31 protein-coding genes and 1 pseudogene are annotated in these 22,036 nt (G+C 42.7%); 24 read left to right on the top strand and 8 right to left on the bottom strand.

Annotation, left to right across the window (positions count from 1 at the left end; translation table 11 throughout):
- Positions 1-37: 37 nt before the first annotated feature.
- The 7 genes from QS795_RS09420 to QS795_RS09390 all read right to left on the bottom strand — a co-directional run bounded on the left by QS795_RS09420 (position 38) and on the right by QS795_RS09390 (position 4,814).
- The gene (locus tag QS795_RS09420) at positions 38-247 is read right to left on the bottom strand and encodes a hypothetical protein (protein WP_286271315.1); all 210 of its coding nucleotides are present in this window, start codon (positions 245-247) and stop codon (positions 38-40) included.
- Complete coding sequence (locus tag QS795_RS09415; RefSeq protein WP_286271313.1) at positions 248-844, bottom strand: hypothetical protein; 597 nt, start codon at positions 842-844, stop codon at positions 248-250.
- Positions 845-882: 38 nt separating this feature from the next.
- Positions 883-1,167, bottom strand: a complete 285-nt coding sequence (locus QS795_RS09410) for a hypothetical protein (protein ID WP_286271312.1) — start codon at positions 1,165-1,167, stop codon at positions 883-885.
- A gap of 37 nt (positions 1,168-1,204) precedes the next feature.
- The gene (locus QS795_RS09405; RefSeq protein ID WP_286271311.1) at positions 1,205-2,266 is read right to left on the bottom strand and encodes a RecT family recombinase; all 1,062 of its coding nucleotides are present in this window, start codon (positions 2,264-2,266) and stop codon (positions 1,205-1,207) included.
- A 55-nt stretch (positions 2,267-2,321) separates the two neighbouring features.
- On the bottom strand, positions 2,322-3,749 hold the full coding sequence (locus QS795_RS09400) for a PD-(D/E)XK nuclease-like domain-containing protein (RefSeq protein ID WP_286271309.1): 1,428 nt from the start codon (positions 3,747-3,749) through the stop codon (positions 2,322-2,324).
- Positions 3,742-3,885: a hypothetical protein gene (locus QS795_RS09395; protein WP_286271305.1), complete on the bottom strand. Its 144-nt coding sequence runs from the start codon at positions 3,883-3,885 to the stop codon at positions 3,742-3,744. Before QS795_RS09395 ends, QS795_RS09400 begins: the two co-directional genes overlap by 8 nt.
- A 329-nt stretch (positions 3,886-4,214) precedes the next feature.
- The gene (locus tag QS795_RS09390; protein WP_187129231.1) at positions 4,215-4,814 is read right to left on the bottom strand and encodes a helix-turn-helix domain-containing protein; all 600 of its coding nucleotides are present in this window, start codon (positions 4,812-4,814) and stop codon (positions 4,215-4,217) included.
- A 494-nt stretch (positions 4,815-5,308) separates the two neighbouring features.
- Here QS795_RS09390 and QS795_RS09385 point away from each other — a divergent pair, with 494 nt between their 5' ends.
- The 13 genes and pseudogenes from QS795_RS09385 to QS795_RS09325 all read left to right on the top strand — a co-directional run bounded on the left by QS795_RS09385 (position 5,309) and on the right by QS795_RS09325 (position 12,666).
- The gene (locus QS795_RS09385; protein WP_061063966.1) at positions 5,309-5,512 is read left to right on the top strand and encodes a hypothetical protein; all 204 of its coding nucleotides are present in this window, start codon (positions 5,309-5,311) and stop codon (positions 5,510-5,512) included.
- Positions 5,509-6,276 carry an HNH endonuclease gene (locus QS795_RS09380; RefSeq protein WP_318626438.1) on the top strand — a complete coding sequence of 256 codons (768 nt, stop codon included), beginning with the start codon at positions 5,509-5,511 and terminating at the stop codon, positions 6,274-6,276. The genes QS795_RS09385 and QS795_RS09380 overlap by 4 nt, the downstream gene beginning before the upstream one ends.
- Complete coding sequence (locus QS795_RS09375; protein WP_318626437.1) at positions 6,254-7,210, top strand: DnaT-like ssDNA-binding domain-containing protein; 957 nt, start codon at positions 6,254-6,256, stop codon at positions 7,208-7,210. Before QS795_RS09380 ends, QS795_RS09375 begins: the two co-directional genes overlap by 23 nt.
- Entirely contained in the window at positions 7,179-7,652 is a 474-nt protein-coding gene (locus tag QS795_RS09370; RefSeq protein ID WP_318626436.1) for a replication protein P, read from the top strand. The genes QS795_RS09375 and QS795_RS09370 overlap by 32 nt, the downstream gene beginning before the upstream one ends.
- Before the next feature lie 222 nt (positions 7,653-7,874).
- Positions 7,875-8,294, top strand: coding sequence for a hypothetical protein (locus QS795_RS09365; RefSeq protein ID WP_318626435.1), 420 nt, complete (start codon positions 7,875-7,877; stop codon positions 8,292-8,294).
- Entirely contained in the window at positions 8,291-8,653 is a 363-nt protein-coding gene (locus QS795_RS09360; RefSeq protein ID WP_286271288.1) for a RusA family crossover junction endodeoxyribonuclease, read from the top strand. The genes QS795_RS09365 and QS795_RS09360 overlap by 4 nt, the downstream gene beginning before the upstream one ends.
- 80 nt (positions 8,654-8,733) lie before the next feature.
- Positions 8,734-9,279, top strand: a complete 546-nt coding sequence (locus QS795_RS09355; protein ID WP_036953298.1) for a beta clamp domain-containing protein — start codon at positions 8,734-8,736, stop codon at positions 9,277-9,279.
- Positions 9,280-9,281: 2 nt separating this feature from the next.
- Positions 9,282-9,554 (top strand): hypothetical protein, encoded by a 273-nt coding sequence (locus QS795_RS09350; RefSeq protein ID WP_210853125.1) that lies wholly within the window; start codon positions 9,282-9,284, stop codon positions 9,552-9,554.
- A 19-nt stretch (positions 9,555-9,573) separates the two neighbouring features.
- On the top strand, positions 9,574-9,834 hold the full coding sequence (locus tag QS795_RS09345; RefSeq protein WP_318626434.1) for a hypothetical protein: 261 nt from the start codon (positions 9,574-9,576) through the stop codon (positions 9,832-9,834).
- Between the two features lie 66 nt (positions 9,835-9,900).
- Positions 9,901-10,254, top strand: a pseudogene (locus QS795_RS09340) (hypothetical protein).
- 43 nt (positions 10,255-10,297) lie between these two features.
- Entirely contained in the window at positions 10,298-10,492 is a 195-nt protein-coding gene (locus QS795_RS09335; protein ID WP_286271282.1) for a hypothetical protein, read from the top strand.
- Positions 10,493-10,627: 135 nt separating this feature from the next.
- Positions 10,628-11,188 carry a terminase small subunit gene (locus tag QS795_RS09330; RefSeq protein ID WP_318626433.1) on the top strand — a complete coding sequence of 187 codons (561 nt, stop codon included), beginning with the start codon at positions 10,628-10,630 and terminating at the stop codon, positions 11,186-11,188.
- Positions 11,185-12,666, top strand: coding sequence for a terminase (locus tag QS795_RS09325; protein ID WP_286271278.1), 1,482 nt, complete (start codon positions 11,185-11,187; stop codon positions 12,664-12,666). The genes QS795_RS09330 and QS795_RS09325 overlap by 4 nt, the downstream gene beginning before the upstream one ends.
- A 46-nt stretch (positions 12,667-12,712) precedes the next feature.
- Here the strand turns inward: QS795_RS09325 and QS795_RS09320 are convergent, their stop codons facing one another.
- A complete protein-coding gene (locus QS795_RS09320) occupies positions 12,713-12,880 on the bottom strand; it encodes a hypothetical protein (RefSeq protein WP_181489747.1) in 168 nt (55 codons plus the stop codon).
- Positions 12,881-13,160: 280 nt separating this feature from the next.
- Here QS795_RS09320 and QS795_RS09315 point away from each other — a divergent pair, with 280 nt between their 5' ends.
- Genes QS795_RS09315 through QS795_RS09265 form a run of 11 tightly spaced genes read left to right on the top strand, consistent with a single transcriptional unit; the run spans position 13,161 to position 22,035 of the window.
- Positions 13,161-13,376, top strand: a complete 216-nt coding sequence (locus QS795_RS09315) for a hypothetical protein (RefSeq protein ID WP_036964062.1) — start codon at positions 13,161-13,163, stop codon at positions 13,374-13,376.
- 16 nt (positions 13,377-13,392) lie between these two features.
- Positions 13,393-15,045 carry a portal protein gene (locus QS795_RS09310; protein WP_318626432.1) on the top strand — a complete coding sequence of 551 codons (1,653 nt, stop codon included), beginning with the start codon at positions 13,393-13,395 and terminating at the stop codon, positions 15,043-15,045.
- A complete protein-coding gene (locus tag QS795_RS09305; RefSeq protein ID WP_318626431.1) occupies positions 15,042-15,365 on the top strand; it encodes a Bbp19 family protein in 324 nt (107 codons plus the stop codon). The genes QS795_RS09310 and QS795_RS09305 overlap by 4 nt, the downstream gene beginning before the upstream one ends.
- Positions 15,362-16,033: a peptidase gene (locus QS795_RS09300; protein WP_286271269.1), complete on the top strand. Its 672-nt coding sequence runs from the start codon at positions 15,362-15,364 to the stop codon at positions 16,031-16,033. Before QS795_RS09305 ends, QS795_RS09300 begins: the two co-directional genes overlap by 4 nt.
- A gap of 17 nt (positions 16,034-16,050) precedes the next feature.
- The gene (locus QS795_RS09295; protein ID WP_006658828.1) at positions 16,051-17,034 is read left to right on the top strand and encodes a major capsid protein; all 984 of its coding nucleotides are present in this window, start codon (positions 16,051-16,053) and stop codon (positions 17,032-17,034) included.
- Positions 17,035-17,091: 57 nt separating this feature from the next.
- Complete coding sequence (locus QS795_RS09290) at positions 17,092-17,523, top strand: Bbp16 family capsid cement protein (protein WP_286271267.1); 432 nt, start codon at positions 17,092-17,094, stop codon at positions 17,521-17,523.
- An 8-nt stretch (positions 17,524-17,531) separates the two neighbouring features.
- Positions 17,532-17,873 carry a hypothetical protein gene (locus QS795_RS09285; protein ID WP_286271266.1) on the top strand — a complete coding sequence of 114 codons (342 nt, stop codon included), beginning with the start codon at positions 17,532-17,534 and terminating at the stop codon, positions 17,871-17,873.
- A gap of 50 nt (positions 17,874-17,923) precedes the next feature.
- Positions 17,924-18,529 carry a phage connector family protein gene (locus tag QS795_RS09280; protein ID WP_006658824.1) on the top strand — a complete coding sequence of 202 codons (606 nt, stop codon included), beginning with the start codon at positions 17,924-17,926 and terminating at the stop codon, positions 18,527-18,529.
- Entirely contained in the window at positions 18,529-20,985 is a 2,457-nt protein-coding gene (locus QS795_RS09275; RefSeq protein WP_286271261.1) for a phage tail protein, read from the top strand. Before QS795_RS09280 ends, QS795_RS09275 begins: the two co-directional genes overlap by 1 nt.
- Positions 20,969-21,457: a hypothetical protein gene (locus tag QS795_RS09270; protein WP_286271259.1), complete on the top strand. Its 489-nt coding sequence runs from the start codon at positions 20,969-20,971 to the stop codon at positions 21,455-21,457. The genes QS795_RS09275 and QS795_RS09270 overlap by 17 nt, the downstream gene beginning before the upstream one ends.
- On the top strand, positions 21,457-22,035 hold the full coding sequence (locus QS795_RS09265) for a virion core protein, T7 gp14 family (RefSeq protein WP_286271257.1): 579 nt from the start codon (positions 21,457-21,459) through the stop codon (positions 22,033-22,035). The genes QS795_RS09270 and QS795_RS09265 overlap by 1 nt, the downstream gene beginning before the upstream one ends.
- Position 22,036 lies beyond the last annotated feature (1 nt).

Below are 22,036 nucleotides of genomic sequence, written 5' to 3'. Positions count from 1 at the left end.
CTATCTCCTGTTTGCATCCTTGCACTGAGTCCCTTGGTTAATAATCGTTGCTGTAATAAATTTCATCAGCGTCAGATTCATCTAAAACTAACAAGCTACCGCCGTAATAAAGTGCACCAACAAGGCGCTCAAACTCAGAACGGAACTGAACAACTTGCTTACCAAGCGTGTCATGGTATTCAAGCTCACCAGCGTATAGGCTGTAAACTGGATACCCATCATGCATAACTGCTACGTCTTCACGCATTTATCTAGTGGTTTTTTGTTGGAAGCTAAGGTAGGTATCGCACTGATGATATTTTTCTTTGCTTCTATGGTAGTATGAAGAGTTGCTAGTTGGCTGTTTCTCCAAGCCGATATGAAAAAATCCTTTTTCCCATGTATATTCTCCCTCGGAAATAATCACTAGTGGTCTTCCCCAGCCCTCATGAGCCGCTTCTTCTTGATATTGATCTACGTATGCCTTCCAAAGGTCAGATGCTTTGATGTATTTTGGAATTTCATGTGATTTGATAAATTTCAATACCAAATCTTTCATGCCGCTAACCATTTGCTCACTGACGCAATTCAATTCCCATTGGCTAGAAAGCTCTTTAGCCATTAATAGGTTATATTTAGGCAGATCGACCACTTCACTAATATTTTCTGGAAGCGCTGATTCAAGAGCTTTTTTAACTCGGTCAGGAAAACTTCCCCAGCTAAAAGTATCTTTAATTGCTTTTTCATAAAGGCTTTTAACATGAGTGCGGATCATTTCTGCATACTCAGGTGATTTTTCAAACTCTGAACAATGTTTAGCTATATCGCTGGCTAAGCTGTCAGCAATAGTGTTGTTATCTTTCATGGTTATATCCTTTGGTTAAATCACATAGGGAAGGGTAGTTAGTTAGAGACGTGATCAAATGTTTTAGAGTGATTTGGGTTGTTTTTGTTAACGAAAGCCATATCAATATCTTCTTTAGCCGCTTCCGGGTTATTCCAGCAGCTAGTGATATAGGCGTTAACTTCATCACGACGATAAACATATGAGCGCTCAGATAGATAAACTTTCACAAGAATTTTTTCTTTGTGCAGTTTATTCAAGATTGAGTTACCGACGCCCGTTTTAGCTTTAACTTCTTCCGGGGTGCAAATATCGTCTAATGTTTTTAATGCTTCTAAATTCATAGTAACTCCAATGGCGGGATAAACCCGCCGTCAGCCATTATTGATATTCGTCTTTCATGTCATTCAGCGTGATACTGAACGCATTGAATAACTCATCGCCAAGCTTACGTTTATTGGCGTTAAGGAATTGAAAAACCTTTTCGAAAGCTGCTTTAGCTTCCGGTGAACCGCCAGCAGGTAGGCTATTAATTTGCGCTTCAAGGTTGTTATTTGCATCGATGCGGTGATAAGCCTGAACCGCCTTGTTTTTCAACTCAGTGAAAAGCGCGGTACCAAGTGATGATTTAAGCTCATCAATTTGTAATCGAATTTCTTTAACTTCATCCAGAGTTGAAGCGTCGGTGATCGATTGGCGCAGTAATTCAGGGTTAAAACCATCATCAACAATTTCACCTGTGATTACATCATTTCCGTCGATGGTGGCTTTGTGATGCTGTTCAGGCTCATTTTGCTGAGTGATTTCATTGAGGCTTACTCGCTCTTTTTGTGGCGTAACATCTTTGATGGTTCGCTCTTCAAGTTCATCTGGCGTATAAACCCCCATGATCACTTCTGGGCAATACAGGCGGGACCAGTATTTAACAGCTAAGTAAGCAATTTGTTGCTTAGGCATAGTTTTCCATAGCGGTGAGTTTCGCGTTTGTACATCGGCTAAGTAAACCGGTTCACCGTATGTAACTTCTGTTTCACCTCGGATAACTGCACCAACACGAATGAATAAGCCGGATTCGTCACGATTTTCTTTTACGCCGACAATCTTTTCCCAATCACCGCCGTATTCGTAATGGAAACGACCTGTAACAACGTTTGAGCTGGTGATTACTGCGTTGACCAGTTGAGCTTCATAACCTAGAGTGCCGTTAATTAAATGCGTTTTTTGGCCTACTACAAATGGATCCATTCCCCAGCGAGACGCTTGCATTGTGATAGCCAAGCAATCAGCTGGCTTACCCTGTAAATGTTTAGGCACTGTCGCGGTACCAGATGCCATTAAATCAGCAATACGGATAACACAATTCATTGCTTCCGCATTAAAAAGAAGTGACATGTTATTCATGACACCAGTTTGTTGTTGGTTGCTTAAAGCGACTTCTGACATGATGATTACCTCTAAATTGATAAGCGCCATGCAGTAAGCAGGGCGCTAGAATTGATTACGCTTCTAATTGAAGTTCTTCTAACTTGCGTGTTTCAAAGTCAGTAAGATTAATGGTGAGTGTTTCGGTGACTGGTGCAGGCCATACGCCAGTATTCATTGAGTTATTGATATCGCGCAGCGTCTTTTTGTACTCTAAGCGACCAAGTTCAAGCAGTTCAGGTGAAGCTTCGACGATTGCAACCCAGTGGTAATTTTCGTCTTTGTTGACGAATATCCAGAAGAACTGATCTAGCATTGCGATATCACAATACATTGCGGCACTGACATGGTAATCACGGTTAATGATTTCTTTACGGATCATCGCAGTGATAGCATCCTGCTTGTATCGACCTAATGAAGCTGATTTAAGGTCAAAACCAACTCTTAGGTTTTCGTCATACTGGATCTCTAAGTCAGGACGTACGCGAACTTCTAAGCCTGTATCATCGTCGATACCGTAATAACTAACTTCAACTGCACGGTTAGGATGAGTTACCAGTTTCCCAGCCTCTGGATGGTCAAATACAGCTTGCTGCATTGCTTTACCCAAGCGGTACTGATCACCTGTAATACGAATGCGTGATTCATCGGCTTGCCATGCACTGATTAAATCATCTTCAAACACTGCATCAGGCTTAACGGATTTAACAGAAGCTGCTAACTCTTCTTTTTTGCCTGTTAACTTAAGCTGCTCTGCCTTTGGCTTGTCAGCGTTATATTCACGGATAAAGGCTTTAATCGAATCCGTGTTAGTGAAAGCCCCAGCGGGAATGGTCGGAGCTAGGCTAAATTCATCTTCAACTTTTTCAGGCTCTAAAACCAAGGTATGGAACAAGCTACCGAAGTCTAAGGCTTCTGAACGTTCACGCTGAATAACTTTGCTGATGTGGCGGCGTTCGAAGTACATCAGACTGATACGAGCATCTTTTAGCATCGTGCTACTAATGCCGTTTGATGAATGGTAATCATCATTTGAAATATCGGTATAACGCCCCGGTTCAAAGTATGGAGGTACTAAGTGTAAGGAACATTCGCCATTAACTTCGGGCTCGATATTACCAATTTGTTTATCTTCACTGGCGTGAGCAACCACATCATGCTTATCCTGCTCTGGTACAACTACAGGCTCAGATGATAACAGTGACTTAAAATACTGTTTGCGGTCTGCATTTGAGCGAAACTGGTCAGGGTTTTTAATGACATGGATAAATGCGTCGATGATGTCATTATTATGTAATTGCATGAAGTTTGGTGTTGCCATTGAACTTAGCGATAAATCAAAAGCGATCTTTTCAAATTGCTGCATTTCTTCGCTGATGCGCTCTTTGCTTAAGTGGTCGGTAAGCGCGTGCAGGTTATCTGCGGTGTTAATATCGTTAGCCATTAGGATCGCGCTAACAATATTTGCGAGGTTACGTTTTTCAAATTGTTCTTGATTACACATTGTTTAAGTCCTTGTCGGTTTGAATTGCTAGGCTGGTGGTAAAAGCCCACTCAATGCCATCTTTAAAACTACTAAATACTTTCTTGTTTCCACGCACGATAAACACATGAAAACCATTTTCGATAAAAAACATCATTTCAATCACCTCTGATAAACAAAATGTTTATGTTTGTGGCGTGAAAAAAATCCAGCTAAAACAGCTAGATTGATTAATATTGTCACTATCCAAATCTTGCATTCCGAATCTACGGGTTAGCTAAGACATTCTGCGGCTCACAGAATTTAGGAGTGTGATAGCCATTCTGTATTGTTAAAGAGCATTAACCTTGCGGGTTAATCTGAGATAAATAATAACCCGTAAATGATGGTTGTCAATCGCTAAAACGAAATAAAATAAACAAACCGTTTATCTTTGCGCGTATAAAAAAGCCAGCTCGAGGCTGGCTATAATCATAATGCTTTGTTTTAATTTTCATTTTTACTAATGATGAACTCAATAAAGTCTTGGATTTTTTCTTTCTCGTTGTCTGGTAGGGCTGCAAACTTTTTGTGATCGTAATGAAGAACATCCTCATCGTCTTTTGACATCAAAAGCTCATAGGGTTTTCTGCCTAATGCATTAGCGATTGCAGCAACACTATCAATAGTAGCGCTAGATTCATTCTTGATTATCCGGTTAACCGTTGCTTGACCTAATCCTGAGCTAACCGATAACTGTGCTTGCGATTTGATGCCATCAACCAACATAAATGTAGTGATGTTATCGCCAAGTATGCGGCCAATATCAGTAGGCTGTCTGGCTAGTTCATCCGCAATTTGTTCAGCCGGGGAATTTAAGTGATCCTTATCCATGTAATACTTTGGAAGTTTTGTAAGGAACTCAATTTTTCTAGCGACAGGATCGCTTAGCGAGCGATGACTTTTCATATCTGATGACATTAAATAACGAGAAATAACGTTCGGAGCGCAACCCAAAGCAGTAGCCAAGCGTTTTTGTTTCCCTTCGTAATGCTTTTCTATCACAAAGACAAGGTTGTCTCTTCTGATATCTTGGATGCTTTTCACGGTACGTTCTTCCTTTGTGTGTAATTTGCTCGATATTGTTTATTCTGTTTATCTATTAAATATCAAATTAACCTTTGAGGTAAATTCCCAATTTGTTTATCATGATTTCAATTTCTGTGATTTGTTTATCTTTTTGGGTGGTTAATATGGTATTTACAGACTTTAAAACATTCTGGAATAGTCTATCTAAACGTGAGCGTCAGCAATTTGCAGACAGCGCAAATCTGACCGTTCAGTATATTTCTATTCACCTACGCTATTGCAGTCGCAGCGTGTCATTGCAAACAGCTAAGCGATTACAAAAAGCTCTAAACACATTCGGAATAGAGCTAACACTAGACCAAATAGCAGACAAGTTTATGAAGTAAATCACACTAGGCCGCGAAAGCGGTCTTTTTTTTGATTAGATAGATAAACAATAGATCATTTATGGTTGATTTATTTTTTGATAATGTATAATCTTACTGCACACATAACTGTAATAGAGGTTTTCAATGAAAGTTATTAGTAGAAAAGAAGCAGCAACTAATGGACTGTCTCGCTTTTATACGGGTAAAGCCTGTGTGCATGGTCATGTTGCGGAGCGATTTGTAAGTAATGGTGTTTGTGTTGAATGTGCTGCTAAGCATGCTGCAAATTACCGTGAAAGTGTTAATAGCATTCTCAAGCAGGCAAGAGAAATGAGGGCGTGTCAATGAGTAAAAAACGAATTGGCCTAACAAAGAAAATACGCTTTGAGGTTTTTAAACGTGATGGGTTTACCTGTCAATACTGTGGTGATTCTGCTCCAAAGGTAGTGCTCAATGTTGATCATATTATTCCAGTCAGTGCTGGTGGTGATAACAACATGATGAATTTGATAACTTCCTGCTTTGATTGCAACCAAGGAAAAAGAGACAGATTAATAAGTGATGATTCACTCATTACTAAACAGTTGTCGCAAGTAAAAGAAGTTAGTGATAAGCGAGAGCAACTACTAATGATGCTTGCTTGGCGTGATGAGTTAATCAAATTTACGGAAGAGCAGGAATTAATTGTTATCCAAAAAATTGAAGAACTGATACCCGGTAAAGTAATAACTGAAAGTGGAAAGAAAACTGTTAAGAAGTGGCTATCAAAGTATACAGCAGAAGAAATTATAACCGCAGCAGATTTATCAGCGGAGCAAAAGTTAGATGTTGAAATTACAGCGGATAGCGCTAGTGAGTTTTTCTCTTATATACCAAGAATAGCATCGATGAGAAGAAACCCTCCTGAATATGCAAGGCTTTATTACGTAAGAGGAATACTAAGAAATCGCGTACATGTAAATGAAAATGTAGTCATGGGGCTACTAAAGGATTGGGTTGGTAGTGGGCTTGAAATTGATGACTTGGAAGAGCTAGCTAAAACAGTTCGTTCATGGACTCAATTTAGAGAAACTGTAGAGACTTTTACACATGAAAACAGTTCAGGGGGTTGATATGGCTCGCATAAGAACCATTAAGCCGACTTTTTGGACGGATGAGGACATGGCTGACATTTCTGAGGCGGCATGTTTACTGGCGATTGGTTTATTAAATTATGCAGATGATGAAGGATATTTCAATGCTAATCCAAAACTCATTAAAGCCGCTGTTTTTCCTATACGGGAGACCTCCGGTAGTATTCCGGTACTACTACAGGAGCTTTCCAACTGTGGTTATATTAGCTTATTTTCTACTCAAGATGGTAAGCGTTATGGACTGATAAATAATTTCACAAAACATCAGGTCGTTAATAAGAAAACTCCCAGTAAAATCAAAGAACTAAACCTACTACCGGAAAACTACGGTAGTGATACCGGAGGACTACCTTTAGGAAAGGAAGGGAAAGGAAATATAAAACCTCTCTCTAATACGCGCGAGGATAATTTTCAATCTGATCTGAATGCCAATAATTCTATCTTGAACGGTCGTGTTCCAGGTGGTGGTTTTGGTGTGAATGATAAATTTGTCATGTATCACGAATGGCAACCTGATCCTGATTTTGTTCAGAAGGCTGCGTACTGGGGGGCTATCCTAAAATCGCCAATGCAGCCACATGAGTTAGCTGAGTTTGTTACTTTTTGGAAATCGGAGGGTAAGGCTAAAACTCATGAACAATGGGAAATGGCTTTAGCCAAGAGTATTAAATATCAACGTTCTAAGAATGGTGAGGTGAAAAATGGGACAAGTAACAGAGTTTCGTCACAGAAAGAATTTTCAGGACACTCCAGATCAATGCAAGAGTTCTACAGAAGCGTTAGAGAAGAATACGGGGACGAGGCTATTGCTGCTATGGAGGAAGCTGATAGAGCTTTATGGGGACAAGTGGACCAACAAGAACGGTCCGAAACCGTCATTGATGTGGAAGCAAGCGCTAAGCGCATTGAGTGATCAGCAACTGGAAGGATTGTTTCAATTCTGTATTGACCGTTGCATGAATGGTAATCCATGGCCACCAGAGCTATCAGACGTGATTGTCGCGTTATCTGGTGAAGCGGCTAAGCATAATCCGTTTGGGCTTGATCCTGACGAACAGCTTAGAGATTTTTTAACCTACTGCGCTAAGCGTAATAACTACCAGAGCGCAGAAATGTACCCATTCAAACACCCAGTTCAGTACTGGATGTTTACAGACCTTAGAGCTCAAATGCTTGAACATCGATTGACTGATGTCGAATGCGAGAGACGATTGGCTAAAATGCTTACCAAATGGACTGAGCGAGTTCACAAGGGGGAAACTGTACCGAGACCAACGCTAAAGGTTGAGGATAAAACTAGACCACCGCCAGCGTGGATGGAATTATTAGAAAAAAGTAAACAACGGAGACAATAAGATTCAAAGGTTATCAAAATCGTAAGCAGGATTAACATACAGGCATTTTTGATATGCAGGATGATAAATCCCATAGGTTTAGCGTAAAAATCAAATGTAGAACGTTACAGAGCGTTTTAAAGGGTGGTAAGAAAATCAATTCTTACTGATTTTTTATGGTTGAAAAGATAAACAAATTGTTTATATTAACCGTGTGGGTTAATCAAATTCGAGGTAATGGTTATGTTATTTCAGGATCGAGTCATAGAAGCACTTAAATGCGGTCAAAGCATGACGATTAAAGGGATGCGTAATCACATTGAAAGCACCGGAGTTAAGGCCGCATATGGCGCGGTAAAGCACGCCGTAATTCAACTTGAAAAGTTTAATGTTATTTCACCTGCAGTTGTCGAGGGTTCTCCTTGGCTGGGTTACAAGCTGAATGACAACTACAAAGACGGCTTGAAGCTGCAGGCAAGCAGCAGCAAAAGACACATGGTGAGAAAACAGGTTCATAAGCCTGTAGAGAAGCCAGTCAAGGTTATTGAGCCAACGTATGGGCCGTGGCGCCAAACAGGTGAACCGGCACGTTTACAAATCATGTTTAACGAGTTACTGGCGAAGCCTAGGGCGAAGCGTATCAAACGGGGCTTAGCGGTATGAAAACTATTGAATATCCAATTGTACCCGTGCCTAAGCCGCGCATGACTCAGCGTGATAAGTGGCAGAAGCGTCCAGCCGTAATGCGTTACAGAGCGTTCTGCGATGAGGTGAGAGCAAGAGGCATTAACCTGCCTGAGAGCGATTACCACGTTATTTTTGTTATGCCTATGCCGAAGTCATGGAGCAAGAAAAAACAGGCTGAAATGGACGGTAAGCCCCACCAGCAAAAACCAGACAAGGACAACTTAGAGAAAGCCTTACTGGATGCCATCTTTGATGATGATTCACGTATCTGGGATGGACGAGTTTCTAAGGTGTGGGGTGCCACTGGAATGATAACGGTAAGGTTACCGGAATAATCGACAAATCATGAACTTGTTACCAGTGGGTAAATAAGTGATTGAAATTACTAAATTAGAAATGAATAAGGTAATTAATTATGAAACTGAAAGTTAATCGTGGAACGTTGCTTGCCGTCATGGAATGTATGGCTGTTCGTGATGTGCGTTATTACATCAATGGTATTTGTTTTCTGCCCGATGGAAAGGTAGTTGGAACTAACGGTCACATGCTTGCTTATGGTCATCATGACAATGAAATTACAGACCAAGTGATTTTGTCTGTTGGGAAGTTGCCAACTAAAACATTTGAATACGCTGTTTTCGATACAGAGGAAGAGATTGTAAAACTTCACTCAGAGTCTGGTTTTGTTGTTGGTGTTGGACTGTGTAGTGTTATCGATGGTCGCTACCCAAATATTAATCCTCTTATCGAATCTACCGCAAAAGCAGATGAAAAATTACCGCCCGTTCTGCTCATAAACTCTGGTTATTTATCCAAATTAGAAAAGGTAGCCAAGTTTGTTAATCCACGTATGCCAGCGTATGAAATCAGAGTGAAGTCAGCCACTGATGCTGTGGTGTGTGAAGTTAAGAACCCACACGATGAGCGCGTTACTGTGATGATCATGCCGATGAGATTGTAATCATGGCAACTATCGACGCAATTAGGCTGTGCTACGACATTCTTGACGGCTCTGTATCACCTGAAAATATCTCATCTCAAGAAGTGTATGCAATTTGCACTTACCTTGATGATGTTGTTCGTGAAAACCTTGCATTTGCTCAACAAAAGCCTGTGGCGTTCATGGATGGTGACGGTGAGGTAATTAGCGCGGTTAAAAAAGAATTTGAGCAGTTAACGGGAGGTAATCACATTGGTTTCGACATTCCGTTAATTCAACTAAACAAACAATCGTGACATGTCACGCGAGGTAAATATGAATTACGATTCAATACAAATTATCAAGCACAGAAAGCTCAGTAGAGGTTATAGCTTCGAGGTCAGGGGCGATTGGCGTAGTAACGGTTGGCAATGTGGTGGTGCGATATGGGTTGCACAACCTGTTGATGGTGGGATTGTGATCAGTGATGCTTTGATGCAAACGCCGATAAAAGTAGTTAATTCTATGAGCGAGTTTTTAACATTTGTAGAACTGAAAACAAGGCAAGTTCCTGAGCTAATAGGGTGGCAGTTATGATTAAACGTTACTTGGTATTTGCTGCATTCTGGTGCGTGTTCGCCGTAGCTGTGGGGATGTTATTCAATGGCTAAATCACCAGCAGAGCGCAAAGCAGCGCAACGTAAACGCCAGCGTGAAGCTGGCTTGGTTACTCCGCAGTGGCAGGTTGAAGCCGAAGAACACGAAATGATTAAGCGTAATTGTGCATTGCGTAGACCAGGGCGCTAACCGTACGACGAATCAGAATACATTCAAATGCTCATACGTAACGACGATGCACGGCTCAAGCGTGAGATTGCGGAGCTATCAAAGCGGTGCTGTGGTAAGTGCGGTGAACAGTTGCCTGTTTCAAGCTGCTGCCTTGATGGTGATTCAGAGTGCTGGGCAACCAGAGGGTGGCATGAGACTAAATTGGAGGTAGAGGGTGCGGGGAACTAATCTAATCGAATTGAACATTGCATACCGGTTTCAGGCTCTAAAAATGACAAGCAGAACTCTAAGGAACAGGAAGTCAACTGTTAATATTTTTGTTTCAGAATACCGCAAAAGCTACAAGAAACTCACTCCAAGAGGTAAGGCATTTAAAAAAATAAAAAATATTAACAATGCATTCTTCAAGAAGAGATTTGATGAGGAGTGCATGGAAATCAAAGTTATTCAGAATGAAGTGGATTAATTTGACTATGGTTGACAAATCACCCTCAAGACAGAAATTCGGTTGACACGAATATTGTCAATCAACTTAGCGGTAACCCTATAAGGTTTGAATGTTATCTTTTAGTTGGTCATAATAACCGTAGAGGTGATGATTATGACCACAAAGAAAACACGAAAACCACCAGCCAGAAAACCTACACCACTTAACGCTCAAATGGAGCGTTTTTGTCAGGAATATATCAAAGCCCCTGATAATCAAACCAATGCAGCGCTAGCAGCAGGCTATGCCGAAGTTAGCGCCTGTAAGCGTGCATCACAACTCATGAAAGACCAGCGCGTCATTGACCGTATAGCACAGATTATGCAGCAGCGTAATAAGCGCAAGAAGCTAGATGCTGACAGCGTGTTAGAGCGATTGGTTAATATGCTGGATGCAGATATCGCAGATATTCTCACTAATACTGGTGATATCAAGCAAATTAAAGATTGGCCTGCAGTATGGCGCAAAAGCATTTCTGCATTTGAAATAGCCGTCATTGATGAGAAGGTTACCGTTAAGAAAGTGAAGCTGTTAGATAAGCTTCGTGTACTTGAAATGGTTGGTAAGCACGTTGATGTTAACGCATTCCGTGAGCGCTATCAGGTCGATGTAACTATTTCCCTTGCTGATAAGCTTGCAGCAGCCCGTAAGCGTGCCGCTGGTGGTGAGTCATGATTGATACCATGTCACCAGAAGAGCAATTGATTAACGATATCGGCATGTTTACGCATGACCCGTTAAGCTATGCGTTATACGCATTTCCTTGGGGTGAAGCTGGTACCGAACTTGAAAATGCTAGTGGGCCTCGCCAGTGGCAGGCGGAAGCGCTGAACGAAATAGGTGAACATCTACGCAATCCAGAAACGCGCCACCAGCCGCTACAGCTTGCTAGGGCATCAGGTCACGGTATTGGTAAATCTGCATTCATATCGATGATCATCAAGTGGGGCATGGACACCTGCGAAGATTGCAAGGTTGTTGTTACTGCTAACACTGAAAACCAGCTACGTACTAAAACATGGCCAGAGATTGCAAAGTGGCAGCGCTTATCTATCACTAAGGATTGGTTTACCTGTACCAAAACAGCTATCTATTCCAATGACCCTAATCACGCTAACGCATGGCGTGCTGACGCTGTGCCGTGGTCAGAGAACAACACAGAGGCATTTGCAGGGCTACATAATCAGGGTAAGCGCATCATTCTAGTTTTCGATGAGGCTTCCAACATTGCGGATCTGGTGTGGGAAGTAGCAGAGGGTGCCTTGACGGATGAGAATACAGAAATCATTTGGATAGCGTTTGGTAACCCGACACGTAATACAGGGCGTTTCCGCGAGTGTTTCCGTAAGTTTAAGCACCGCTGGAAAACCAAGCAGATTGATAGCCGTACGGTTGAAGGTACCAACAAAGAGCAGATTGATAAGTGGATTGAGGACAGGGGCGAGGATAGCGACTTTGTTAAGGTTCGTGTGCGCGGGATCTTCCCGTCAACATCTGAAACACAATTCATACCTACTGGCTTAACTGATGCAGCAATGAAGCGCACAGTAACACAAGCAGAGGTATCACACGCACCAATTATCATAGGCGTTGACCCTGCATACTCCGGTGATGATGATGCGGTTATTTATATGCGCCAAGGGTTACACAGTAAATGCCTGTGGACGGGTAACAAAACTACTGATGATATGGTTATGGCTAAGCGCATTGCTGACTTTGAGGATCAGTTTGGTGCTGATGCTGTTCATATTGACTATGGCTATGGTACAGGGATTTATTCTATCGGCACTGGATGGGGGCGTGATTGGCAGCTTGTGCAATTCGGTAGCGCGTCTACAGACCCACAAATGCTAAATAAGCGTGGTGAAATGTATAGCAGCGCTAAAACATGGTTAAAAATAGGTGGCGCGCTTGATGACCAAGAAACAGCTGATGATTTATCCGTGGCTGAATATAAGGTTAGAGTTGACGGTAAAATCGTACTAGAACCAAAGGAAGAGATTAAAAAACGTATCGGACGTTCTCCGGGTAAAGGTGATGCGTTTGTCTTAACGTTTGCTTACCCAGTCACCAAAAAAGAACGCAATAACATTTCTATATCTAATCATGGTAGTCACGTTGTTAGTGATGCTGATTACGATCCATATGCATAAAAAAAGACCGCATTAGCGGTCTATGTCTGTTATGGATATACAAAAATCACATATTATCTTTTAGTGTTTTTATGCAATCCTGCAATACTTCTGCTAACGCAGGATATTCTCCATTGTTATCTTTTAGCATTGTTTCAAGGGCTGCGTTCATTTCGCCAATAGCGCGCTGCAACGCTTGCTGCCTTAATACCTGTAATATTGTTTGATCACTCATAATAACCTCGTCTAGTTATTCGTCATTTAGCAGCACTGGCAGGCGGTGACGATTCCGCTTTTCGGGAGCTACCCTAGCCAGAGCAAATACCATACCACAAGTTAAAAAAAATGCCCTCACGAAGAGGGCAAATGTAAGCAAAGGAACGGCACTTGATAACGAGCAAAGGAACATCCGACTAACGACCTGTGACCAAAATGTATCTCGTGGTTTTATATTTGTCAAATAAGATATACAATAAATATTAAATGACATTATTGTTTATCTTATGAGGTGATATATGTGTGGAGGTCTTTTTGGTGGTACGCCTAAGATTAAAACCCCGCCACCAGTGCAAGCAGCGCCGCAAGAACAGGACGAAGCTGTAGTGGGTTCTCGTGATGAAGAACAACGCCGCCGCCGTGCTGCCGCTGGTCGTAAGTCAACATTGTTAACCGGTGCGCAGGGTGCGACTAGTTCAGCATCAACCAGCGGTAAAACGCTACTTGGTCAGTAACCTAACGGGGGGCGGTATGAGTTTAAAGCAGGATTTATTAAAACAACTCTCACAGCTTAAGAATGAGCGCCAATCATTTGAGCCGCACTGGAAAGAGCTTGCAGAGTATACACGCCCTCGTAGCACTCGTTTTAACACATCAGAAGTCAATCGCGGTGATAGACGTAATACGAAAATCATCGATCAAGAAGCGGCTAAATCTGAACGTACGCTTTCTAGTGGCATGATGTCAGGGATAACTAGTCCTGCTCGTAAATGGTTTCGTTTGGCTACGCCAGACCCTGACATGATGAACTATAGCCCTGTCAAAATGTGGCTTGAAGTAGTTGAGCAGCGAATGAACGAAGTGTTCAACCGTTCCAATATCTATCAGTCACTACCGCAAACCTATTCCGATATTGGCACATTTGCCACCAGCGCACTAGCTGTACTGGAAGATAACGAGCGCGTCATTCGTACGGTGCCGTTTCCTATTGGTAGCTATTACATTGCGAATGGACCAGATCTTACAGTTGATACCTGTTTCCGTGAATTCAGCATGACAGTGCGCCAGTTGGTTATGGAGTTCGGCTTAGACAATGTGAGTGAGCATGTTAAAAGCATGTGGGATTCTGGCAACTACAGTCAGTGGATCACCGTCATTCATTCAGTCTACCCGAATTTAAACCGCATCAGCGGCAAGCTGGACGCTAAGAACAAGCTGTTTAAATCCGTTTACTTTGAAATGGGCGGTGATAGCGACCGCGTTCTGCGTGAATCTGGCTTTGATGAATTTCCTATTATGGCTCCACGCTGGGAAGTTAACGGCGAGGACGTCTACGGCTCATCTTGCCCCGGCATGATTGCGTTAGGTAGTGTGAAAGCACTGCAGCTATTACAACGCCGCAAAGCACAGCAGATTGATAAAGTGACCAATCCACCTATGCAAGCGCCTGCCTCAATTAAGAATCAGCGCATTTCTCTTGTGCCTGGTGGGATAACTTATCTACCAATGGCTGGCGCAGACCAAATGATTAAGCCGATATTCCAAGTGCAAGCCGACATTAACGGCTTGATTGCTGATATTGGCGATACTCGTAATCAAATCAAAGAAGCCTATTTCTCTGACCTCTTCATGATGATGCAGTCTGTAAACACACGCTCAATGCCCGTTGAGGCAGTAATTGAAATGCGTGAAGAAAAGCTACTCATGTTAGGTCCTGTCTTACAGCGTTTAGATTCTGAACTACTCGACAAGTTAATTAATCGTACGTTCGCAATCATGGCACGTAAAAACCTATTACCGGTTCCACCAGAAGAAATGCAGGGCATGCAGCTTAAGGTTGAATACATCTCTGTGATGGCACAGGCGCAGAAATCAGTTGGTGTTAGCAGCATTGAGCGTTTTGTTGGTTTTGTTGGTGGTCTGGCAAATATGAAACCAGAAGCACTCGACAAGCTGAACACTGACGAAATGATTGATAACTACGCTGAGTCAATCGGCGTTTCCCCAACTATCGTTTCATCCAATGACCAAGTAGCCGCTATTCGCCAGCAGCGTGCAGAGCAACAGCAGCAGATGCAGCAAATGCAAATGGCACAAGAGGCTATGGCTGGTGCTCAGACTCTTAGTAATACATCAATGGATGACAACAGCGCCTTAGCTGCGCTTGCTGGTGGTGGTCAATGACACAGTTTGATGATTACACCGAAGAGGAAAAGGCAGCGATTCAAGCTGATTTAGAGCTTAAAGACAAGCTTAGAAAAGAACGTGAAGACGATGATTTAAAACAGGTAATGAGCACTGAATATGGTCGTCGTTTTATCTGGAAAACGCTCTCATTAAGCGGTGTTTTCGAAGTTTCATTTACGCCTGATCCCTATATCACTTCATTCAATGAAGGTAGACGCAATAAGGGATTAGAGCTGTTTAACGATGTAATGAGTGTTTGCCCTGATCTCTATTTGGTCATGGCAGAAGAAGCCAAAGAACAGGAGAACAATCAATGAATTTATTTCAACGCTTGGTGTTTCGTCGCCTTTGTAATGAGGTTTCAGTTGATGGTGGCGAGGGTGCAGCTGCGACAACCACAGAAACTACAGCGGTTAAAACTGAAACATCAACAACAGGTGATCAGACTACGACTACTGGTACAGAAACTGACAAGGATAATGATACGTCCAGTACTAATCAGGAAGGTGATAACAAGAAGCCTGTAAGCGCTGCGCCTGAAAAGTATGAGTTTACGGCCGGCAAAGACCAGGAGCTTGATAAAGAAGCCGTAGCAGCGTTTGAGCCTGTCGCACGTGAACTTGGATTAAGCAACGAGCAGGCGCAAAAGATTGTTGATGTGTACGGATCTACGATCATGCCGCAACTGGTTAAGCAGCAAGCCGATGCATGGCAAAAACAAGTTACTGATTGGGCTGAAACAGTCAGCGCAGATAAGGAAGGGCTTAGCTCTACAGAATCGATTGGTAATGCACAAAAGGCGTTGGACCAATTCGGTTCACCTGAACTTAAAAGTTATCTGGTTGAAACAGGCTTAGGCAATCATCCAGAGCTTGTTCGTGTTTTTTCAAAGATTGGCAAAGCTATGTCTGAGGACGGCTTTGTTAGTGGCAGCAGTGAAAACGCTCGCAGTGCTGCGGATGTTCTTTTTGGTGATAGCAAATAAGGTATAGGAGATAAATTATGCCTCAAGCTTTAACTCTAACTGATTGGGCTAAGCGTCAAGACCCAAACAGCAAGCAAGCGAAAATCGTTGAACTGCTCAACCAGTCAAACGAAATTCTTGAAGATATGACCTTTGTTGAGGGTAACTTACCGACAGGTCACCGTACCACTGTTCGCACTGGTTTACCGTCTGCAACGTGGCGTTTATTGAACTATGGTGTTCAACCAAGTAAATCAACAACTGCGCAAGTTACAGATGCCACAGGTATGCTGGAAACTTATTCAGAAGTAGATAAAGAACTAGCTGATATGAACGGTAGCACATCTGAATTTCTATTATCAGAAGCACAAGCGTTCATTGAATCTATGAACCAACAAATGGCTGAAACTCTGTTCTATGGCGATACATCAGTTCACCCTCAGCGATTCACTGGTTTAGCTGCTCGTTTCAATGATTTGAGTGCTAAAAATGGCGTAAACATCATTGATGCTGGTGGTACTGGTAGCAATTTAACCTCAATCTGGCTAGTGGTATGGGGACAAAATACTGTTCATGGTATTTACCCTAAAGGTTCTAAAGCTGGGCTTGAACAAAAACACCTGGGTGAAGTCACTCTTGAAGATGAAAACGGTGGTAAATATCAAGGTTACCGTACCCATTTTCAATGGAAGAATGGTTTAACTGTTCGTGACTGGCGTTATGTAGTACGTATCGCTAACGTTGACCTTTCTAAGTTAACCAAAGATCCAGAGGCAACCGGCGCTATCGACTTGCCTGATTTACTGATTCAGGCGATTGAAAAAATCCCTAATCTGTCTATGGGTAAACCTGTTTTCTACTGTAACCAGCAAATCCGTAGCTGGATGCGCCGCCAGATTAAAAACTCTAAGAACGTCAATATTTCCATGCAAGAAGTTGCAGGGAAAAAAGTCGTTTCTTTTGATGAGATTCCGGTGCGTCGTACTGATGTGATCCTCACCACAGAAGACCAAGTGAAGTAATTCCGTACGGGGCTGATATCTAGCCTCGTTAACTTAATTTTGTTGGGAGTTCGCAACATGATTTTAGATAAAGAAAACCTATTTTCCCTCGACCAAGCAGTGACCGCATCAGCGACTGCGACCAGTATCATTGACCTAACACCAGTAAAAGGTGATTTCCGTGATATCGGTATTGGTGAGCCGTTGCAACTGTTTGCGCAGGTTACTGAACAGGCTACAGCAGCAGGTGAAGCAAAAGTACAAATCGTACTGGAAACATCAGCAGATAAAGCATTTACAACGCCTGTTGCATTGTTTAAATCCGTTGAAATGCCTATTGCTGATTTAAATGCAGGTAAGCGCATTGTCGGTGCAGTTCCTCATGGTGTTATTAAGTATCTGCGTCTGCGTTACGTTGTCATAGATGGTCCATTAACTGCAGGTAAGTTTACGGCTGGCATCGTACTTAACGTTGATGCTCATCCTATCTACAACGCTGTAACTAATTAAGGTGTGACATGTCACGATATAAAGTTTTAAAAAAATCATTTATCGCTGGTCGTCTGCTTGAAGTTGGTGAAGAGGTTGAATACAGCGGTATTGCTGGCAGCAACTTAAAGTTGATTGGTGGTGATGATGCTAAACCTGATACTGGCGCTTTGGTTGATGGGGCTGGTGGTGATACTGGTGAAGTTGTAACCAATACCGCTATTAGTGGCTCAGGCGATACAGTTGAATCCAGCCTTGAATATTTGCGCGAACAGTACACGCAATTATTTGGTAAGGCACCTCATCACAATATGGGCGCAGATAAAATGCGCACTGAGATTGATGAAAGACGTAAAGAATTAGCGATTTAACTTTCGCGTTAAAGGGGGCGAAAGCCCCTTTTTCTTTTGGAGTAACTCTAATGGCCTCAGAAATTGAAATCTGCAATATGGCGCTTAGCCGGATTGGTAACAGCCGGTTCATTAACAGCCTTAGCGAAAAGAGCAAAGAAGCCGAGCAATGCAATCTACATTACGGTCATTGCCGTGACACTGTTCTGTCTGATTTTCCATGGAATTTTGCAAGTAAGCGTGTTGCGTTAGCTGATACCAATAACCCGCCACCGGACTGGAAGTTTGCCTATAGCTACCCAACTGACTGTTTAAAGGCAATAGCGATTATTCAATCTGGCCAGAAATATCCACAGCCAAATAATGCAATTCAATTCATTGTTGGATCTGATGTGAGCGGCACAGGGAAGCTTATTTATTGTGATCAACCGCAAGCATGGCTCCAATACGTTGCATCAGTAACTGACGTGAATATGTTTGATTCTCTATTCATTGATGCGCTTGCATGGCGCTTAGCTGGGGAGCTTGCACGCCCATTGGCTTCTAACGCTGGCATTGGTAGTGAAGCATTCCAAATGTACACCATGGCGATTGCTAGCGCCGGTGCTCATTCTCTCGATGAATCTTCTGAGCCTAATGACTACATGGATCCTTTCACAGAAGCGAGGATATCGTAATGGCATATAGCATTATTCAACCTAGTTTTTCTGGTGGCGAAATCGCACCTAGCCTTTATGGTCGCATCGACTTAGCGAAGTACTCAACCGCTTTGCGGAAGTGTGAAAACTTTCTCGTGCGGCAATATGGCGGCATTGAAAATAGACCGGGTACCAAGTTTATTGCAGCGGCAAAATACCCTAACAAGAAATGCCGCCTGATCCCGTTCCAATTCAGCACAGTGCAAACATACGCCCTTGAAATGGGTGATAAGTACATGCGTGTCATTAAAGACGGTGGGCAGGTACTTTATGCAGATGGTGAGCATAAAGGTGAAGTATTCGAACTAGCTACGCAATACAAAGAAGCTGACCTATTCAACTTAAAATTCACGCAGTCAGCAGACGTAATGACCATCGTACATGCTGATTATCCACCAATGGAACTACAGCGCTATGATCATGACGATTGGAAGCTGGTACCCGTTGAAACGCGTAATGGTCCATTCGAAGATATCAATGTTGATAAAGAGCGAAAGGTTTACGTTAGCGCTAGCACTGGCGAGGTGACACTAACTGCAACTCATAATATTTTTGGCGCTGAGTTGGTCGGTAAGCAAATCTATATAGAGCAGCAGGAGGTTGATGCTGTTCCTGTGTGGGAAACGGATAAAACAACCAATAAGAATGATCAGCGCCGTGCCGGTTCTAATTACTACAGAGCAAACACATCAGGTAAAAGCGGAACATTGAGGCCGTCACATACAGAAGGTATGAGCTGGGATGGATGGGGCGGTGATACAGGGATCCAGTGGGAATACCTTCATAGTGGATTTGGTATTGTTAAAATCAATTCTGTCAGTGCTGACGGCTTAACAGCAACTGGCAAAGTTATTTCTTACATTCCATCAAACGCAGTTGGTGAAAGCAATGCCACATACAAATGGGCGCGTTCGGTTTGGAATGATGTAGACGGCTACCCAAGCACCGTTATGTATTATCAGCAGCGCTTATTTTTTGCTGGTTCCCGCGCATATCCACAAACCATTTGGGCTAGCCGTAGTGGGGACTATAAAGACTTTGGCAAGAATAACCCTATACAAGATGATGACCGTATCATCTATACCTATGCAGGGCGCCAAGTTAATGAAATTCGTCACTTAATTGATGTGGGTTCGCTGGTGGCTTTAACCTCTGGTGGTGAGTATCAAATCACTGGGGATCAGAACAAAGTATTAACGCCTAGTAGTTTCTCTTTCTCCTCGCAAGGTGCCAATGGTTGTAGCGATGTACCTCCGATTTCTGTTGCCAATATTGCTTTGTACATCCAAGAAAAAGGTAGCGCAGTGCGTGATCTAGCGTATTCATTCGACGTTGATGGGTACCAAGGCACTGACCTTACCATCATGGCTAATCACCTGTTTCAGCGCCACCAGATTATTGATTGGGCATTCACTATCGTTCCTTACTCAATCGCCTGGTGTATTCGTGACGACGGTAAATTACTTTCACTAACGTACTTAAGAGAGCAGCAAGTATTTGCTTGGGCACCACAAGACACTGACGGGCAATTTGAATCAACATGTAGCATCAGTGAAGGCAATGAAGATGCGGTTTACTTCATTGTATGCCGTAAAGTTGGTGGCGGTACCGTACGTTATATAGAGCGATTAAGTAGCCGTTTATTTACTAAGACAGAAGACGCTTTCTTTGTTGATTCAGGCCTAAGTTATGACGGCAGAAATAAGGATGAGACTAGCACTGTAATTCTAACTACCGTCGATAACTGGACGTACGAAGGTGATATCGCCATAACCGCCAGTAATGCCATTTTTAAAGAGAGTGATATCGGTAACGCTATTCACTTACCTTACTTTGAGAATGACGAACAGAAAACACTACGCTGTGAAATTACTGAGTTTTTTACTACTCATGGTGTGAGGGTGTCACCTAATCGTGATGTGCCTGAATTGCTACAGGATAAGCCGTTAAGCGAATGGGGCTTTGCGCGTTTCCGTTTTGAAGGCTTACAACATATCGAAGGTAAAAGCACCAGCATTTTAGCCGATGCAAACGTATTACCTCAGCAAAAAGTCTCCGGCGGTTCTGTAATGCTGGAAGAGCCGGCGGTAGTTGTTCACATCGGCTTACCGTACGTGAGTGATATGGAAACCTTAGATATTCATATCAATGGACAAGAAACGCTACTCGACAAAAAGAAACTGGTTAAGACGGCAAGCCTTATTGTCAATTCAAGCCGAGGGATATTTGCTGGTACCGAAAAAGACCGACTATATGAATATCCACAGCGTGAATTCGAGTTCTATGATAACCCGGTTGATGACGCTACTGGCGTAGTCGAAATTAACCTTGATGCACAATGGAGCAAAAACGGCCGTGTGTATGTCAGACAGTCTGATCCATTACCTCTATCTATCTTAGCGGTTATACCTCGTTTAGATGTGGGGGGCTTCTAATATGGCGAAGAGCATTGTTCAAATCGTACCTGCAACATTAGATCACGCTAAAGCATTGGTACCGCATGTTAGACAGGCTGATATCGATGAATTCTATGCAATGAACTTATCAACGCCTGATGAGGTTTTAGCATCAGGCATCAGACTATCTACAAAATCATGGGCCGCCATTTTCAATGGTGAAGTAGCGGCTATCTTTGGTGTGTCTCCGGCGTCCATTATTGGTGGAGTTGGGATCCCCTGGTTAGTTGGTTCAGATATTTTAGAGAGGCATCAAAAAGCTTTTCTACGCCGCTGCAAGCCATTCGTTGGTTTAATGCTGCATATCTATCCTGAACTACTTAATTACGTTGATGAGCGCAATTACGTTGCTAAGAGTTGGCTGCATTGGTTAGGGTTTAAGTTAGAAGATGCACAGCCTATTGGCGCACTTAATTATCCATTTCACAAATTCACGATGAGGGCTAAATAATGTGTAACCCAATGTTTGTAATGGCAGGGATTGCTATCGGCTCATCATTACTACAGGCAACATCACAAAGTAAAGATGCTAAGTTTCAATCGCAAATGGCAGAAACTAACGCTCAGATAAATGAGCAAGCAGCAAATGATTCTATCAATCGTGGTAATGCCGAAGCAGAGAAACAGCGTTCACGCACGCGGCAATTAGCTGGGTCACAGGCTGCGGCAATGTCAGCGAGTGGCCTTGATTTAAGTTCGTCAGGTGCTCTTGATATTTTTGGTGATACTGCTGCAATGGGGGAGCTAGATGCCTTAACCATGGTTAATAACGCTCAACGTGAAGCGTACGGGCTAAGAATGCAAGCTGCGAATGATAGGCTACAGGGTGAAATGGCTAAAAAACAAGGCAATAATGGCATGATGCAAACATTACTTACCACTCCACTTAAAGCTTATGGTGCTTATCAAATGGCTGGCGGTACATGGAATCCATTCTCGGGTACAGCGACTAAGGCTGCAAGCGGTAGTTCTAGTAATAACCTATTCGATATTGCAAAGAAAAGCGGTACAAATCGCTTTAGCTTCTAAG

It is taken from the genome of Providencia zhijiangensis (genome assembly GCF_030315915.2).
GTDB classification, from domain to species: Bacteria; Pseudomonadota; Gammaproteobacteria; order Enterobacterales; family Enterobacteriaceae; genus Providencia; species Providencia zhijiangensis.
The sequence above is the reverse complement of the archived record's forward strand: the minus strand, read 5'-3'. Positions and strand labels throughout refer to the sequence as shown.

Bases quoted from the DNA above. Each gene is read 5' to 3' on its own strand.
- QS795_RS09370 (WP_318626436.1), top strand. From the start codon at position 7,179: ATGTGGAAGCAAGCGCTAAGCGCATTGAGTGATCAGCAACTGGAAGGA.
- QS795_RS09310 (WP_318626432.1), top strand. From the start codon at position 13,393: ATGAGTTTAAAGCAGGATTTATTAAAACAACTCTCACAGCTTAAGAAT.
- QS795_RS09275 (WP_286271261.1), top strand. From the start codon at position 18,529: ATGGCATATAGCATTATTCAACCTAGTTTTTCTGGTGGCGAAATCGCA.
- QS795_RS09335 (WP_286271282.1), top strand. From the start codon at position 10,298: ATGACAAGCAGAACTCTAAGGAACAGGAAGTCAACTGTTAATATTTTT.
- QS795_RS09375 (WP_318626437.1), top strand. From the start codon at position 6,254: ATGAAAACAGTTCAGGGGGTTGATATGGCTCGCATAAGAACCATTAAG.
- QS795_RS09360 (WP_286271288.1), top strand. From the start codon at position 8,291: ATGAAAACTATTGAATATCCAATTGTACCCGTGCCTAAGCCGCGCATG.
- QS795_RS09265 (WP_286271257.1), top strand. From the start codon at position 21,457: ATGTGTAACCCAATGTTTGTAATGGCAGGGATTGCTATCGGCTCATCA.
- QS795_RS09345 (WP_318626434.1), top strand. From the start codon at position 9,574: ATGAATTACGATTCAATACAAATTATCAAGCACAGAAAGCTCAGTAGA.
- QS795_RS09365 (WP_318626435.1), top strand. From the start codon at position 7,875: ATGTTATTTCAGGATCGAGTCATAGAAGCACTTAAATGCGGTCAAAGC.
- QS795_RS09320 (WP_181489747.1), bottom strand. From the start codon at position 12,880: ATGAGTGATCAAACAATATTACAGGTATTAAGGCAGCAAGCGTTGCAG.
- QS795_RS09420 (WP_286271315.1), bottom strand. From the start codon at position 247: ATGCGTGAAGACGTAGCAGTTATGCATGATGGGTATCCAGTTTACAGC.
- QS795_RS09355 (WP_036953298.1), top strand. From the start codon at position 8,734: ATGAAACTGAAAGTTAATCGTGGAACGTTGCTTGCCGTCATGGAATGT.
- QS795_RS09405 (WP_286271311.1), bottom strand. From the start codon at position 2,266: ATGTCAGAAGTCGCTTTAAGCAACCAACAACAAACTGGTGTCATGAAT.
- QS795_RS09270 (WP_286271259.1), top strand. From the start codon at position 20,969: ATGTGGGGGGCTTCTAATATGGCGAAGAGCATTGTTCAAATCGTACCT.
- QS795_RS09315 (WP_036964062.1), top strand. From the start codon at position 13,161: ATGTGTGGAGGTCTTTTTGGTGGTACGCCTAAGATTAAAACCCCGCCA.
- QS795_RS09410 (WP_286271312.1), bottom strand. From the start codon at position 1,167: ATGAATTTAGAAGCATTAAAAACATTAGACGATATTTGCACCCCGGAA.
- QS795_RS09285 (WP_286271266.1), top strand. From the start codon at position 17,532: ATGTCACGATATAAAGTTTTAAAAAAATCATTTATCGCTGGTCGTCTG.
- QS795_RS09350 (WP_210853125.1), top strand. From the start codon at position 9,282: ATGGCAACTATCGACGCAATTAGGCTGTGCTACGACATTCTTGACGGC.
- QS795_RS09330 (WP_318626433.1), top strand. From the start codon at position 10,628: ATGACCACAAAGAAAACACGAAAACCACCAGCCAGAAAACCTACACCA.
- QS795_RS09400 (WP_286271309.1), bottom strand. From the start codon at position 3,749: ATGTGTAATCAAGAACAATTTGAAAAACGTAACCTCGCAAATATTGTT.
- QS795_RS09280 (WP_006658824.1), top strand. From the start codon at position 17,924: ATGGCCTCAGAAATTGAAATCTGCAATATGGCGCTTAGCCGGATTGGT.
- QS795_RS09415 (WP_286271313.1), bottom strand. From the start codon at position 844: ATGAAAGATAACAACACTATTGCTGACAGCTTAGCCAGCGATATAGCT.
- QS795_RS09300 (WP_286271269.1), top strand. From the start codon at position 15,362: ATGAATTTATTTCAACGCTTGGTGTTTCGTCGCCTTTGTAATGAGGTT.
- QS795_RS09295 (WP_006658828.1), top strand. From the start codon at position 16,051: ATGCCTCAAGCTTTAACTCTAACTGATTGGGCTAAGCGTCAAGACCCA.
- QS795_RS09305 (WP_318626431.1), top strand. From the start codon at position 15,042: ATGACACAGTTTGATGATTACACCGAAGAGGAAAAGGCAGCGATTCAA.
- QS795_RS09325 (WP_286271278.1), top strand. From the start codon at position 11,185: ATGATTGATACCATGTCACCAGAAGAGCAATTGATTAACGATATCGGC.
- QS795_RS09395 (WP_286271305.1), bottom strand. From the start codon at position 3,885: ATGATGTTTTTTATCGAAAATGGTTTTCATGTGTTTATCGTGCGTGGA.
- QS795_RS09290 (WP_286271267.1), top strand. From the start codon at position 17,092: ATGATTTTAGATAAAGAAAACCTATTTTCCCTCGACCAAGCAGTGACC.
- QS795_RS09385 (WP_061063966.1), top strand. From the start codon at position 5,309: ATGAAAGTTATTAGTAGAAAAGAAGCAGCAACTAATGGACTGTCTCGC.
- QS795_RS09380 (WP_318626438.1), top strand. From the start codon at position 5,509: ATGAGTAAAAAACGAATTGGCCTAACAAAGAAAATACGCTTTGAGGTT.